The sequence below is a fragment of the Psychrobacter sp. CoH-33_TS_01 genome, from assembly GCF_058189395.1.
Genome location: NZ_JBVGQI010000013.1, coordinates 1 through 15,234, shown reverse-complemented (window position 1 = coordinate 15,234; position 15,234 = coordinate 1). Strand labels below are relative to the sequence as shown.

13 protein-coding genes are annotated in these 15,234 nt (G+C 45.8%); 2 read left to right on the top strand and 11 right to left on the bottom strand.

Going from position 1 to position 15,234, the window contains the following annotated elements; translation table 11 throughout:
* Nucleotides 1-52: 52 nt before the first annotated feature.
* Nucleotides 53-637, top strand: coding sequence for an NAD(P)H-dependent oxidoreductase (locus tag ACZ2XM_RS14695; RefSeq protein ID WP_490589709.1), 585 nt, complete (start codon nucleotides 53-55; stop codon nucleotides 635-637).
* A 145-nt stretch (nucleotides 638-782) separates the two neighbouring features.
* Here the strand turns inward: ACZ2XM_RS14695 and ACZ2XM_RS14690 are convergent, their stop codons facing one another.
* From ACZ2XM_RS14690 to hisF, 11 genes are all read right to left on the bottom strand, one after another.
* Complete coding sequence (locus ACZ2XM_RS14690; protein WP_490589708.1) at nucleotides 783-2,225, bottom strand: aspartate ammonia-lyase; 1,443 nt, start codon at nucleotides 2,223-2,225, stop codon at nucleotides 783-785.
* A gap of 96 nt (nucleotides 2,226-2,321) precedes the next feature.
* Complete coding sequence (locus ACZ2XM_RS14685) at nucleotides 2,322-3,689, bottom strand: dicarboxylate/amino acid:cation symporter (protein ID WP_490589707.1); 1,368 nt, start codon at nucleotides 3,687-3,689, stop codon at nucleotides 2,322-2,324.
* A 657-nt stretch (nucleotides 3,690-4,346) separates the two neighbouring features.
* Nucleotides 4,347-5,210: a LysR substrate-binding domain-containing protein gene (locus tag ACZ2XM_RS14680; protein WP_490589706.1), complete on the bottom strand. Its 864-nt coding sequence runs from the start codon at nucleotides 5,208-5,210 to the stop codon at nucleotides 4,347-4,349.
* 296 nt (nucleotides 5,211-5,506) lie between these two features.
* Nucleotides 5,507-7,354, bottom strand: coding sequence for a glutamine--fructose-6-phosphate transaminase (isomerizing) (gene glmS / locus ACZ2XM_RS14675; protein WP_490589705.1), 1,848 nt, complete (start codon nucleotides 7,352-7,354; stop codon nucleotides 5,507-5,509).
* A 196-nt stretch (nucleotides 7,355-7,550) separates the two neighbouring features.
* Entirely contained in the window at nucleotides 7,551-7,919 is a 369-nt protein-coding gene (locus tag ACZ2XM_RS14670) for a hypothetical protein (RefSeq protein WP_490589704.1), read from the bottom strand.
* 103 nt (nucleotides 7,920-8,022) lie between these two features.
* Nucleotides 8,023-9,387 carry a bifunctional UDP-N-acetylglucosamine diphosphorylase/glucosamine-1-phosphate N-acetyltransferase GlmU gene (gene glmU, locus ACZ2XM_RS14665; protein WP_490589703.1) on the bottom strand — a complete coding sequence of 455 codons (1,365 nt, stop codon included), beginning with the start codon at nucleotides 9,385-9,387 and terminating at the stop codon, nucleotides 8,023-8,025.
* A 349-nt stretch (nucleotides 9,388-9,736) separates the two neighbouring features.
* Nucleotides 9,737-10,333, bottom strand: a complete 597-nt coding sequence (locus ACZ2XM_RS14660; protein WP_490589702.1) for a phosphatidylglycerophosphatase A family protein — start codon at nucleotides 10,331-10,333, stop codon at nucleotides 9,737-9,739.
* 141 nt (nucleotides 10,334-10,474) lie between these two features.
* A complete protein-coding gene (thiL, locus tag ACZ2XM_RS14655; RefSeq protein ID WP_490589701.1) occupies nucleotides 10,475-11,515 on the bottom strand; it encodes a thiamine-phosphate kinase in 1,041 nt (346 codons plus the stop codon).
* Between the two features lie 2 nt (nucleotides 11,516-11,517).
* Entirely contained in the window at nucleotides 11,518-12,582 is a 1,065-nt protein-coding gene (nusB, locus tag ACZ2XM_RS14650) for a transcription antitermination factor NusB (protein WP_490589700.1), read from the bottom strand.
* A gap of 118 nt (nucleotides 12,583-12,700) precedes the next feature.
* Nucleotides 12,701-13,216 (bottom strand): 6,7-dimethyl-8-ribityllumazine synthase, encoded by a 516-nt coding sequence (gene ribH, locus ACZ2XM_RS14645; protein WP_490589699.1) that lies wholly within the window; start codon nucleotides 13,214-13,216, stop codon nucleotides 12,701-12,703.
* A 101-nt stretch (nucleotides 13,217-13,317) separates the two neighbouring features.
* Nucleotides 13,318-14,103 (bottom strand): imidazole glycerol phosphate synthase subunit HisF, encoded by a 786-nt coding sequence (hisF, locus tag ACZ2XM_RS14640; RefSeq protein WP_201498426.1) that lies wholly within the window; start codon nucleotides 14,101-14,103, stop codon nucleotides 13,318-13,320.
* Between the two features lie 97 nt (nucleotides 14,104-14,200).
* Here hisF and ACZ2XM_RS14635 point away from each other — a divergent pair, with 97 nt between their 5' ends.
* Nucleotides 14,201-15,049, top strand: a complete 849-nt coding sequence (locus tag ACZ2XM_RS14635; RefSeq protein ID WP_490589698.1) for a class II glutamine amidotransferase — start codon at nucleotides 14,201-14,203, stop codon at nucleotides 15,047-15,049.
* The last annotated feature ends 185 nt before the right edge of the window (nucleotides 15,050-15,234 follow it).

The following is a 15,234-nucleotide window of genomic DNA, read 5'->3' as shown; positions in this document are numbered from 1 at the left end:
GTTTGACGCCCATTTGGGCACCCTCTAGCTAATCTATACAAGGCAGCCCATCATGAAAAAAATATTGATATTAAATGGTAGCAAACGTTTTGCTCATTCAACAGGTGAGCTCAATGACACTATGACCGATATCGCCGAGCAGCATTTACTCAGTCTGGGCCACCAAGTAAAAATAACCCACATTGATGCAGGTTATGATATTCAAGAAGAAATCGCCAAATGGCTGTGGGCAGATATCGTTATTCAACAAGCCCCTGCTTGGTGGATGGGGGTGCCCTGGATCGTGAAAAAATATATCGATGAGATTTTTACCATTGGTCATGGCAGTCTCTATCAAAGTGATGGGCGCTCTCGCCACAACGCGGAGAGTAAATATGGCTCTGGGGGTCTACTACAAGGTAAGCAGTATATGCTGTCAGTGACTTGGAACGCTCCTACAGAAGCCTTCACAGATCCCGAGCAATTTTTTGAAGGGGTGGGTGTGGATGGGGTCTATATCGCTACCCATAAGGCGTATCAGTTTTTAGGCATGCAGCCCCTGCCCACCTTTATGAGCAATGATGTCATTAAGAATCCGACCATTGCCAATGATATTGCCCAGTATCAAGAGCATCTGAGCACCTGGCTTGCCGTATAAATACAATGGCCGTAAGTATAATCTTACGGCCATTATAGGGTAGTGCTATAAAAGATGCGTTGGGCATAAAAAGCTACAAAGCGGCTTTGTTGTTAGCATAGATAGGCTGCTGTTTAAAACGGCTGAGGGTTAAACAGGCTGACGGTTAAACGTTATAAACCATAGTATCCGGCGATAAAATGGCTGCCAGCTCATCATCACTTAGCAGCTTCTCTTGTTTGACCAGTTCAGCGACCCCTAAACCGCTCAGCAAGGCGTGACCTGCGATGCGGCTGGCATTGTCATAGCCGATGTGTGGTACGAGGGCGGTGACAATACCGATGCTATTATTAACGTTTTGCGTGCAGCGCGCTTCATTGGCGCTAATGCCTTGAATACATAACTCATCGAGCATGCGAATCGATTTTTCTAACATATTGGCGTTATTCAACAGATTATAGATAATCAGCGGCTCCATAGCGTTCAGTTGCAGCTGCCCGGCCTCTGCCGCCATGGTAATGGTCATATCTGTGCCCATTATTTGGAACGCGGTTTGATTCATCGCTTCTGGGATAACCGGGTTGACCTTGCCTGGCATAATGGAGGAGCCAGGCTGCATGGCAGGCAGATTGATTTCTCCTAATCCCGTGCGTGGACCACTGGATAATAGGCGCAAATCATTGCTGAGCTTAGATAATTTAATGGCTAAGCGCTTCAGCGTGCCGGAGAAAGTCAGAAAGGCGCCCATATCGGAGCTGGCCGCTATCAGATTCTCTGCAAGACGTACGCGCAAACCACTGATATCTGCTAACTCACTGATGGCCAAGTGCGCATAGCCTTTGGGCGCATTGATACCCGTACCAATAGCAGTACCGCCTAAGTTTACTTCACATAACTGACGGCAGCTGTGATCAATACGCGCAGTTTCGCCGCCTAAATCACTAGCGAAAGCATCAAACTCTTGTCCCAAGGTCATGGGCACGGCATCTTGCAATTGGGTACGGCCCATTTTGAGAATATGACTAAACTCTTGCCCTTTAGCCGCAAGGCTATGCTGTAAATTAGCCAACGCTTCTTTCAGCGGTTGCGCCGCAAATATAATCGCTAAACGGGCCGCAGTAGGGTAAACATCATTGGTCGATTGCGAGCGGTTCACATCGTTATTAGGATGCAGATGACTATATTGACCGCACTCATAGCCCATCTTTGCTAGGGCAATATTAGCAATGACTTCATTGGCATTCATATTGGTTGAAGTCCCGGCACCGCCTTGGATAAGGTCCACAATAAACTGCTCATGATGCTCGCCATTAATAAGGTCTGTGCAGGCTGCGGCAATCGCGTTGACCTTCTCATCGCTGAGCAGCCCTTGCTGATGATTGGCGCGAGCCGCGGCATGTTTCACCATAGCCAATGCTTTAATAAAATCAGGAAAGTGACTGATTGGCACGCCTGTAATGTTAAAGTTTTGCTGGGCGCGCTGCGTTTGAATACCGTATAGAGCGGTAGCCGGCACGGCTTGTTCGCCAAGTAAGTCTTTTTCAATACGAGTTAGGACAGTATCACGTGTTAGGAGAGTAGCGGTTTCTAAATTATCAGAATATGCCATGTTGGTAAGGCCTTTTGCGAGTCAGTTAAATTAAGGTTAAATTAAGAGAGTAGGGACGGTAATTGTTATCTATGTTATTAAAATGAGTGCTGCCTTTTATTTGATATCGTCATATTCGCTGCCCATAATGCCATCGCTAAAGACTTCAGAGAATTCACGCTCACTGTTTTCATCGATATGGCCATCAAACACTTCTCTTGTGCCCGCCTCAGGATCGTTATAAACCGTTAAATCCATCTTGCCCTCAGACTTTGCCACGATGGCCGTCACCGCAGCATCACCGCCCACATTGACTGCGGTCCGTAACATATCAAGGATACGGTCGACCCCTAAGATTAGCCCGATGCCTTCGATAGGTAAGCCAACTTGCGCAAATACCATCGATAGCATGATGAGCCCCACTCCGGGGACGCCTGCGGTACCGACAGAGGCCAACACGGACATTAATATCACGGTCAGATATTCGGTAACGCCCAAATCGATGCCATAAATATTGGCAATGAAGATGGTGGCGGTCCCTTGCATAATTGCCGTCCCATCCATGTTGATGGTGGCACCAAAAGGCACGGTAAATGAGGCTACAGAGTTATTCACCCCCATACGCTTCGTCACTGTACGTAAGGTAATAGGAATAGTCGCGTTGGAGCTAGAAGTACTGAAGGCAAAAATTTGTACTTCACGCATTTTGGTTAAAAAAGTCTTGATGGATAAGCCGGAAGACACTTTTAGCACAATCATCATAGTGATGAAGAAATGGAAGGCCAACGATCCTACTAGCACGGCCACATAGCCGAGCAGCGACCAAATAAGATCCAGTCCCAGCTCAGACATGGCCTTGGCTAACAGGGCAAAGACGCCATAAGGGGCCAGGTTCATAATGATTGTCACCATCTTTAAGATGACTTCATTAATCAACTCCAAGCTCTTTACCAAGCCTTTGGCAGGTTTGCCCACCATGAGAATGCTGATACCAATTAAGATAGCAAAGAAAATAATCGACAGCATATCGCCATTCGCCATCGCACTGATGGGATTGGACGGAATAATATTGGAGAATACATCGAGTAGGGGCGGGGCTGACTGCGCTTCAAAGGCGGCATCGGTGGCGATATTCATGCCTTTACCGATACCGAATAGTACGCCCAGGCCAATAGCGGTGGCAATGGCCAGTGCTGTCGTCAGCATATAGATAAAAAAAGTTTTGCTGCCGATACGTCCCAACAGCCGTATATCGCTGATACCACACACTCCGCAAATCAGCGAAATTAACACTAAGGGCACTACGAGCATTTTGAGTGAGTTAACAAAGAGCTTGCCGGTGATGGCAAAAAACCCATTAGTAACATAAGTATTAACGAAGCTGCCTTCGACGTTCAAGCCAGAGTAATTGATAAATAAACCGACTATGATACCTAGCGCCATAGCAACGATAATTTTGCCCGTCAATCCCATATTTTTCCACATAAAGTCTTTCCTTGAGTTTTATAATTTAAGTCGTGCAATCGTTGATATATAAAAAATCTATAGGGCAATCAGTCCTTGATATACCCTATAGCTCATCTTTCCTTGATGTAGTTGGTTTATTATTTCCTTAAATTTATTGTTTTCTAAAGTTTATTAGCGGCTGCAATTCATGTTTTTTGGCAAGCACAATGCATTAAGATTTATTTGTGTAAATCTTTGAGTAAAAGTTAGCAATATTATGGGTTTATCAGACTCTGTCGGCATTCATCACTAGAGTAGGAACATCGTAACTGAGAATGCTAAGCATGAAAAACGTAAATATTCCGTTCTCAGCATCAAAAATATTGGGGCTTAGTGAGCTAGCTTGTACATAATGTTGCCCTAGCAAAGTTTCACGGTAATCCGTGCCGCGTTGTTAGCATGTTTTCGGCGGTAATTTAGTGATTGAGGAGATGAGATTGCAGAGTGGTTATTAACGAAGAATCGTTTACAAGCACTTATGGAGAGGCGCTTGTTTAAAGGCTCTGATTGAAAGGTACTTATAGAGAGGCACTTACTAAGATTTTTTATTAAAAGACACTTATTGAGAGATGCTGGTTAAGGGGTATTTGCTGAAAGCGTCCTTATTAAGAGCGGTGGGTTAAAAAGGAGGATTAATTATAAGGCTAGCACCTGTTTTAAGGCATTAATTTTTGGCTGTTGGCGATCTACATAACGATAAGCAAGTACAATCTCTCTGACTAAGCTTTTATCGCTTAAATGATGAACTTGTACGGGTGCTGGGCTTCTAATCCATAGGCCAGCATACGGAATCAAGGCGACCCCTAAACCCGACTCAACCATCCGCACGATGGCATCCAGATCATTAATCTCCATGATGGTGTTCACTTTAATATCTTGTTGTTTAAAAAACTTGCTGATTTTTGCGCTGGCTGATGACTTGAGGGTGTAGTGGATAAAGGGATGCTGTTCGAGAGTTTGCCTAAGGCTATAAAAGGGCCATTTTTTAGGACTAATAAGCACATAAGGCTCAGTCATGATTGGGTCAATCACGATATCTTTAGGCAAAGTGAAAGCCGGCTGTACCGTTATGGCGGCATCTATACTGCCTACCTCAAGCTGCTCAAACAACTCTGTAGAGCGCCCTGGAATAATCTCTGTCTGCATTAAAGGGGCTAATAGGCTAATAGCTTTTAATGCCTCGGGCAGGATACCGACTTGCACTGAGTTGATAGCCCCAATCTTGAGCTGCCCATAATAACTGGCAATGTCGGTGTCTGAAGGCAACTGCATGGTCGCATATAGCCCTAAAATTTCTTTGGCTATAGGTAAGATACGGCTGCCCTGTGGATTGAGCGTAATGGCTCGGGCAGAGCGGGTAAATAACGATAGTCCTAAGGAGTCTTCTAAAGTTTTAATTTGCGCACTGACGGCAGACTGAGTCAGGTTTATCTGCCGAGCGGCAGCTGCGAAACTGTCTAACTCGCACACTGCTACGAAAGTTTTAAGTTCTTTTATCATTTATCTCACTACAGTGGTTAATTGAGGACAGGCCATAGCCTATAGGTAAGATAGCTAGCGCTGTTTGACCTACTTCCTTTAGAGCCCGTTGACTCAAACCATCACGAGCCTAATGCCCTAACATTGAGATTAAAGCATATAGAGCTCATGCCAATATTTCTATTGCTATTTTTTACTTCTATTATGCAAAAAAAATCCTTCGCCAACTTGTTAATACAAGATAGCGAAGGACTTAGTTGGGCTTAGTATGATAAATAATGACTTAATAATAATCTAAGTTATTGATATTTATAAAATTATTCAACCGTAACGCTCTTGGCCAAGTTACGTGGCTGATCCACATCCGTACCCCGTAATACTGCAACGTGATAGGACAATAGCTGCATCGGTACGCTGTAAACGATAGGCGCTAAGATTTCATGGACATCAGGCACTTGAATAACATGAAGACGCTCATCGCTCTCAATCTGTGTGTTCTCACCGGCAAAGACAAACAGCTCACCATGACGCGCATGCACTTCTTGCATATTGGCTTTAAGTTTATCGAGCATACTGTCTTTAGGGGCTAGCACTACGATAGGTATATCTTTATCGACCAACGCTAACGGGCCATGTTTAAGCTCACCGGCTGCATAGCCTTCGGCATGGATATAAGAGATTTCTTTTAGCTTCAGCGCGCCTTCTAGAGCGATAGGGAACTGTACGCCACGACCTAAGAAAATAGCACTCTTTCTCGCTTCAAACTTCTCGCTTAACTCAGCGATGGCTTGGTCTAAACTTAAGCTGCTATACAGTTGCCCAGAGAGTTTGTGCAGCTCAACGATCATTTCATTAAAGACATCATCGCTAATACGCGCCTGCACACGCCCAATTTTTAAGACCAGTAGCATCAAGGCAGCCAACTGTGTGGTAAAGGCCTTTGTAGAGGCGACACCAATCTCGACACCGGCTAGCGTAGGCAAGAAGATATCCGTCTCACGCACCAACGAGGAAGTGGCGACGTTACATAGGGCTAGGCTAGCAAAACCATTAATTTCACCGGCTTTGCTACGACGTTGGATATCACGTAGAGCCGATAAGGTATCTGCGGTCTCACCAGACTGTGAGATACAAATCATCAAAGTATTATCAACGACCACAGGATTGCGATAACGGAACTCGCTGGCAATCTCGACCGAGCAGGGTAGGCGAGTGAGGCCTTCAAACCAATATTTCGCGACCATACCCGCGTGGTAACTGGTACCACAGGCTAAGATTTGAATATGTTTTATATGGGCTAATATGGCTTCATTACGCGCTAAGAAGTCGGCTTTAAAGCCTTGCTGGTTAATACCCATCTCTACAGTACGGGCAACAGCATCAGGCTGCTCATAAATCTCTTTGAGCATATAGTGCTTGAATTCACCTTTATCCGCATTATGATGCTCAGCATCAAGCTCTTTAATATCACGTGAAACCGTTTCGCCATCGGCATAAACCGTAATATCGTCTTTGGTCAATACCGCAATATCGCCTTCTTCTAAATACATAAAGCGGTTGGTCACGGGCAATAGAGCTAGCTGGTCGGAAGCGATAAAGTTTTCGCCAATACCGATACCAATCACTAGCGGAGAGCCTAGACGGACCGTGATTAACTGTTCGGGATGGTCCACATGCAGCACGCCTAACGCAAAGGCACCATGCAGTAGCGGAGTAATCTGCTCGACCGCTTGCAGTAGATTATCCGTCTGTTTATAAGCATCGGCGATTAAATGCGCAACGACCTCAGTATCCGTCTGTGAAGTAAAGACATAGCCTTTAGCTATCAACTCTTCTTTGAGCGGAGCATAGTTTTCTACGATACCGTTATGCACGACCGCCACTTTACCCGATACATGCGGGTGGGCATTGCATTGAGCAGGCTCGCCATGAGTGGCCCAACGGGTATGAGCAATACCAATTTTCCCTTCAAAAAAACTAGGGTTTTTCTCTACGGCATTGACCAATTCTTGTACTTTACCCACTTGGCGCTCACGGTGTAGCTCGCCATCGCGGATGACCGTCAGGCCCGCAGAGTCATAGCCGCGGTATTCTAGACGCTTTAATCCTTCTAGGAGGATATTAGAGATATTACGTTCAGCGACAGCGCCGACAATTCCACACATGGCAGTTCCTTAACTGATTATTCTTGATGATTACGTACAATATTAGTGATAAAGGGCTAAACCTTAATGATTGCTAAAAGTTTTAGCCCCAGTTATCTATAAGCGTTGGGCTATAGCACATTAAATGACTATAAAGCTGTAAGCGGTACTTTGGAGGATTAGGATAAATAGGGATTTTGGGCACAATTGACGCTATTTATCTTTTTTCTCCTCCTTTAGTAAATTCAAATACTTCACCTTCAGTCGTCCTGACTTTCTCAAACCCTTTCCTAGATTTTAACGAGACTGCGGAAATGTCATTAACCGTGGCTGAGCCATCTGAATTAATATATATCCACATCTCATTGCCATTAGGGTAAGTCAAGATATAGCGCTGATACGATTCCTCTGGCGTGGGCGCAACCACCCCCCAATTACCTTGACACTTGCCCGAGTACTTTAAGACCTTGTTAGCATTAAAGTACTGACATTGTGCGGCATATTCTATAGTCGTACTCGCCGAGGCTAGTGAGAATGGCAACATGGTAGTGGCTAGTAATAAAGTAGCGGGTAAAATATTTTTCATAAGGCAAACCCTCAAAGAAAATACTTTCAATAATGACCCTAAAGCTTATAACCTTGCTAGGCAAACTGGCCTTATTTAATCTGCATGCTTAGCCACTTTATTTTTACTTTTTCGTAGGCCTTTCCCAAGCGGCTTTTTGCACTTGCTTGCCACGGGCTACGGCCAACGCATTGTCGGCGACTTCCTTAGTAATCACTGAACCGGCACCAACGGTAGCCGTTTTGCCAATCGTCACGGGCGCGACCAGACTGCTATTAGAACCAATGAAAGCGTGGTCGCCAATGACGGTCTGATGTTTATTTACGCCATCATAGTTACAAGTGATCGTACCTGCACCGATATTAACTTGCTCACCCACCGTAGCATCACCAATATAGCTTAAATGATTAATTTTGCTACCACGGCCTAGCTTAGTTTTTTTCGTCTCTACGAAGTTACCGACCTTGCTATCATCGCCCAATTGCGTCTGCGGGCGCAGATGCGCAAAAGGTCCGACGCTAACGTTGCTGCCAAGTTCCGCTGAATCGATGACACAGTAAGGCTTTACATGGGTATTGTCGCCAATGGTACTGTCTTTAATAATACAGCCGGCCTCAACGGTGACATTGCTGCCCAAGTGACAGTCGCCTTGCAAGACCACACCAACATCGATAAAGACGTCTTGACCCACGCTAACCTGACCGCGGATATCCACCCGAGCAGGATCAGCAAACTGTACACCGGCGACTTGTAGGACCTCAACGAGATGGACCTGCCATCTACGCTCTAAACTGGCAAGCTGTTGACGGTCATTAACCCCTTCAATTTCAAAGTCTTGTGCCGGTTCAATCGCCGCAATTTCAATACCATCAGCGACCGCCATTTTGACGATATCGGTGAGATAGTATTCTTGTTGCGCATTGTCATTCGACAAGTTGGGTAAGTATTTATGCAATAGCGCATTATCGACACAATAGATGCCACTGTTAATTTCTTGAATGGCTTGCTCGTCTGCAGTCGCGTCTTTTTGTTCAACGATAGCTAAGATATTACCTTGCTCATCACGCTTAATACGACCTAGACCAAACGGATTGTCTACTGTCAACGTCAGCATCGACATACCTTGGTGGTTTACGCTCTCTAATTTTTTCAGTGTCTCAGCGCTAACTAACGGCACATCACCGTATAGAATCAGGCTTTTACCATCTTTTGGCAGTTCATCCAAAGTCACTTTGACCGCATGACCAGTGCCGAGCTGTTCGGTTTGCTCTACCCAAGTCAGAGCATAATCGGTCATAGCGGTTTGCACTTGATCGCCACCAAACCCATAGACCACGATGGTTTTTTGCATGGCCAATTGCGCGCAGGTATCTAATACGTGAGTCAGCAAAGGTTTGCCTGCTAAGGTCTGCAATACTTTCGGTTTGGCCGATTTCATGCGGGTGCCTTTACCGGCGGCGAGGATAATTACAGAGAGAGAATGCGTCATAATTATAGGTCTTGTTGAGTTATTACCGAGTCATTGCGCTAGATTATAACGCAACAAAGCGGATGATTTAAAATAGGCATCCGTGCCTGTATTTTTACGGGTTACTGCACTTTCCAAGGCTAGTATAAAACCGCTATAGTCATTAGCATGCTAAGGTCAGTCTTTAACGCTTAAATAATATAAACCAAGCCAATAGCGTAATGCCCTTAGCCATAAATTCATAAGGTAATATGACTCAGTGTACTAGCTGTAGCTTAAATAAAAAAGCAAATTTAATATTATAAAAATCGGCAAATATCTGTCGTATTAATAAATAAAACTAAGAGCATTAAATTAATAAAACCGAGCGCTAATAAAACCAAGCATAGCTAAACCACAGCGCTAAAATAACGATTACCGCCATAACGCCGGCTATAAGGTCATCGAGCATAATCCCTAAACCGCCAGCGACTTGCTTATCGGCCCAACTAATCGGGAAAGGCTTAATAATGTCAAAAAAGCGAAATAGGACAAAAGCGAGGAGTAAATTAACCATGCCAAACGTAGACCAGATGGGCATACGCTCGTCGCTCATACCACTGCTGACATAGGCTAGCGGTAATAACGCTATCCAAATACCCGCCCACTCATCCCAGACAATATGCGGATCATCATGCACGCCCATGAGGTCTGAAGTGCGGCCACACAGCCAAATGCCAACAATACTAGCAATAATAGTTAGGACTAAAAATGGGACAAAGCCTAGCATCATGAGGGGAATGGCAATAATTAAACCACCAACCGTGCCCCACGTTCCTGGCGCCCGCTGTGGCATACCGCTACCAAGACCAATCCCTAACCAATACACGACCTTATCTGCCAGACTGGCACCGGCAGGTAGAGAAGGACAGACGTTAGCTTTGCTAATATCGGGTTTATGACCTGGCGCAGACGGCGGATTACTCATGAGCATAAGCAACTATAAAAGTGAATGATAGGGTAAAGCTACAATGATGGGTATAAGAATATCACAGAGGGAGATGATTCACTAAACTCAGATGGTAGCTAACCCGTAAGTTAGGTAGCGAGCGAGATAGTGATAAAACTATTAGCTAAAATGTTGAAAACCTTGCAGGTTTGGCATCTCGCTAAAGGGGTGGGGGCTGGCTGGTGTGACGGGCTGGCCTTCATAAGCCAGTTGAATATGAGCCTCTATAGCATTGCTGTTATCAGCGGCACTGACCACTTCACCAATACAGGTGACCCTAGTATTCGCAATGGTAGCGCTTTTGGGAGGGGAGACGCCGGCAGGCAAAGTAAACACCAACTCGTAATCGTCGCCACCGGTCAACTGACAGCGCAAGCGTTCGGCTGTGGCAACTTGCTGCAGTGCGCTACTGGTTGGCAGTTTATCGATATCTAAGCGTATCGCCACCGAGCTTTGCAGGCAAATATGCTTAAGGTCCTGCGCAAGACCGTCTGACACGTCAATCATCGCTGTAGCTTGACCTTGTTGAGCTAATGCCTGCCCCAATTGCACCTTAGGCGTTGGCATATGCAACCGATGACTCAACTGCTGACCTAACTCCGTATCAAGATGATGCAAAGCATAACAGGCGTCGCCTAAAGTACCGGAGACATAGACTTTATCACCGACTTGTGCGCCATTGCGATAAATAGGGCGGGTATCTTTAGTTAGCAAGCCCTGCGCTGTAACACTAAGCACCAACTTATCATGGCGCGTAGTATCGCCACCGATCAGCTGTACGCCAAATTGGGTGCAAGCATGAAAGAGACCTTTGGCAAACTCACCCAACCAAGCCTCAGTAGCCAGTCTCTCTGGTAACGCCAACGCCAACAAAATACTGTGTGGCGTAGCGCCCATAGCAGCGATATCGGAGACATTGACCGCGACCGACTTAAAACCAATGGTAAAAGCCAAGGCCTCGACCTGTGACCAGTCTTCAGCAAAATGACGACCTTGCACTAAGGTATCTACACAACTAACCAACTGGCTTTCAGCAGGCAAACGAATGACAGCCGCATCATCGCCCAGACTTTTTAACACAGTCGCCTGGCTTAGGGTATTAGCCCCAGCCGCTTGCTGTTGTTGGTCAAAGTAGCGATAGATGAGCTCAAATTCGGTCATGATTATTCAGCGTCTGGCTTTTTAGGGTCAGTAGTATCAGTAACTTCAGAGTCTACAACACTCTCTTCAACTTCAGCTTCTGTGGCTTCACTGGTTTCAGCAGCTACATCAGTATCAACTTCAGCAGCGGTCTCAATCGCTTCTTCTTGCGGTTGTTCTGCCACTGAATCGGTCGCTAACGTACCTGCCGCTAATAATGCCTCTTTCAGCGACGTCGTTTCGATGCTAGTAGGATCAATGCTTGCAGGGTCGATTTCAGCACTTTCTAGTTTAGACTCTGCTGCTTTTTCCGCTACTTCAGCGCTGTCTTTAACCGTGCCAGCCGCTTTAGCCGTAGCGGTTGAAGGTGCGACACGTTTACGCTTGATAGGCTGACCTGATTTAAGACCAATTCTAGGTTTAGGCTCACGTTTTGGCGTAGCATCTGCCTCAGCGTCTACAGGCTCAACATCACTATCCGTGTCTTCTACCGTCTCTTGAGGAGCTACTTCTGCTACAGGAGCAGGCTTAACAGCTTTCGCCACCTTAGGTAGTTTTTCATCGGCCGCTACTTCAAGCTCACGCAATTCAGGGGCTAATTTATCCAGTACCGCATTGATTAGCTTATGCGCATCGGTAGCCCCGAAATGGGTGTTTAGCTTCATGGCTTCGTCTAATACGACTTTATATGGAATCTCAAAACGGTCTTTTAATTCGTAAACGCCCACTAGCAAGATGGCATGTTCAACCGGGTCAATTAAGCCGATTTCACGGTCAAGATGTTGAGCGATTAGCGCGTCTAGTTCTTCCACTTGTTCAGGAATATGACGCATCAGCTCATGATAGTAGCCCAGATGGACGGTATGCATCGCGTTATTGGCACGGGTGCGGGCTGCGATATCGTGGGGAGCGTTGGCTTTCCACTCGCGATGATCGGTCTGCTCAAAGCGGCGATCCGTCATGAGCCACTCATACAGACCTTGCATAGCAAAGCGTCGCGCCTTGCGCACGGCGGTATGGGAGGTTTTGTACGCAGATTCGTTGATGTCGAACTGGTCGGCAGCGGTTGCCGGATTGGTTTTGCTCATGGGGGGAGATACCTATTGTCAAACTTGGAGGGTTTTGACTTTACTATGGACTATTATAAAAATTCTAAGCAGAGACCCTTAAAGCAAGAGTCTCCTTAATTAACCAATTACTAGTAATTTATTCTTCGTCTTCTTCGATATCTAGCTGTGATAAAACGGCAATCATTTCTAAAGCAACCATAGCGGCCTCAGAGCCTTTATTACCGGCTTTAGTACCCGCACGTTCGATAGCTTGCTCGATGCTGTCAGTAGTCAAGACGCCGTTAATAACTGGGATGTTGTAATCCGTAGCTACGCCCGCCAAGCCTTTAGCAGATTCGCTAGCCACAAAATCAAAGTGTGGCGTGCTGCCACGAATGACGGCGCCTAGGGCAACGATAGCGTCAAAGCGATCAGATTCGGCTGCGCGTTGAGCCGCTAGTGGTAATTCAAAAGCACCAGGAACACGAATAACAGTAATATTGATGCCTTGCACACCATGACGTAATAAAGCATCAATAGCGCCATCAACCAACGACTCAACGACGAAACCGTTAAAACGACCTACGATAATACCAACACGGGCAGCGGTATTTTCAAATAGGTTGCCATCGATATGGGTGATTTCGCTGCGCTGCTGTTGTAAATTTTTCATAAAATAATCCTAATAGAACTCAATAGATGAGGGTAAATCGTAAAGGGGAAATAACCGGTGAAAATTCAAAAAATATTAGATGCCGCTATAATACCATTTTTTCACAGCCGCATCTCTATCCCTTGTGCAGCCATAAATTGTTTTGCTTCCGCCACCGTGTATTCGCCAAAGTGAAAAATACTGGCCGCTAGCACGGCATCGACGCCACCCTGTAACACTCCATCGGCTAAATGTTGCAAATTACCCACACCACCTGAAGCAATCACTGGCACGTTGACCGCTTGGGTAATGGCTTTCATTAATGCCAAGTCATAGCCCTTTTTGGTGCCATCACCATCCATTGAGGTCACTAGCAATTCGCCCGCGCCCAAATCAGCCATTTTTACCGCCCAAGCTACGGCATCAATACCGGTAGGTTTACGGCCACCATGGGTAAATATTTCCCAACGCGGTTGCAGATTACCTTGTGCGTCTTCGACATCGTCTACTTGCTTAGCATCAATCGCGACCACAATGCATTGGCTGCCAAATTTCTGTGCCGCTTCTCCGACAAACTCTGGGGTGAAGACTGCCGCTGAATTGATAGCGACTTTATCAGCCCCAGCATTAAGCAAGTTACGAATATCGCCAATCTCGCGAACGCCGCCACCAACTGTCAACGGGACGAATACGGTCTCTGCCATCCGCTCAACGGTTTCATAGGTGGTTGCCCGGCCATGATGGGTGGCCGTAATATCCAAAAAGGTGATTTCATCTGCGCCTTGTTCGTTGTAGCGTCTCGCCACTTCGACCGGATCGCCCGCATCGCGAATGTCGACAAATTGCACGCCCTTGACCACACGGCCATTGTCCACATCTAGACATGGAATAATACGTTTTGCTAGCATAAAACCGCCTGTTGGATAGCATAAGAATACAAAGACAAATTGCCCAGAATGCTATGATACTCGTTACTTTTTTACAAAACAAATCTTAAGCCTGCCTATGTGCCAACTGCTAGCCATGAACAGCAAAAAACCTGCTGATATTCGCTTTTCTTTAACCGGCTTTCGCCGTCGTGGCGGCCTTACTGATGACCATATTGACGGCTTTGGCGTGGCTTATTTTGAGCCGACTGGCCTACGCCATTATTGTGATGATCGCGCGGCTATGGACTCGCCAATTGCAGAATTGGTGAGTAATTTACGCATCAAAGCGACCAACACTATCGTGCATATTCGCAAATCAGATGACAGCCTGCTAAGCAATGCTCATCCCTTTGTACGGGAGATTTGGGGCGAGCCTTGGGTGTTTTCTCATAATGGCAAAATGACCATTCAAGACGCTGATGATAGCGACCCCATTAAGCAAGGCATCGCGAGCCATTATTGTCCGGTTGGTGATACAGACTCTGAATTTGCTTTTTGTTATCTATTAAACCAACTCAAAGACAATTTCGAGCACAAACCTGACGCAGAGACTCTATATGCCTTTCTAACCGAGCAGTGTCGTTTCTTAGCCAATTACGGCTTATTTAATTGTCTCCTATCAAATGGTGACTGGTTACTGAGCTATGCCACAACCCTATTGTTTTACGTTACTCGTCAAGCTCCGTTTGGCTCTGCCACTCTAATCGATGCTGAGGTGACCATGGACTTTAGCCAAGTGAATGATGCTGATGATGTCATGACAGTAGTGGCGACCACCCCGTTGACTGAGGATGAACATTGGCAGCAGCTGGCGGTGAATGAGTGTGTGATTTTTAAAGACGGTAAGATTGACTATCAAGACGTACCTGAGCAGCCGGTCTATCTCTCGATTGCAGAGGGGTTAGAGATTGCGCAGAATGCTTAGATAAGCTTTTTTTGATAGAGGTTTTTTTTCGTTCTAATTTTTGTGTCTTAAGTTGATAGGTAAATTCTCGATGGTTTAGACCACACTATAAAATTTGCATAGCTATGCTATAGTCAGTCCTGTTTAAAACTGGTACTTAGCGAGTCACTGATATAAATTTTCTGGCTAGAAGTCATTATATGACT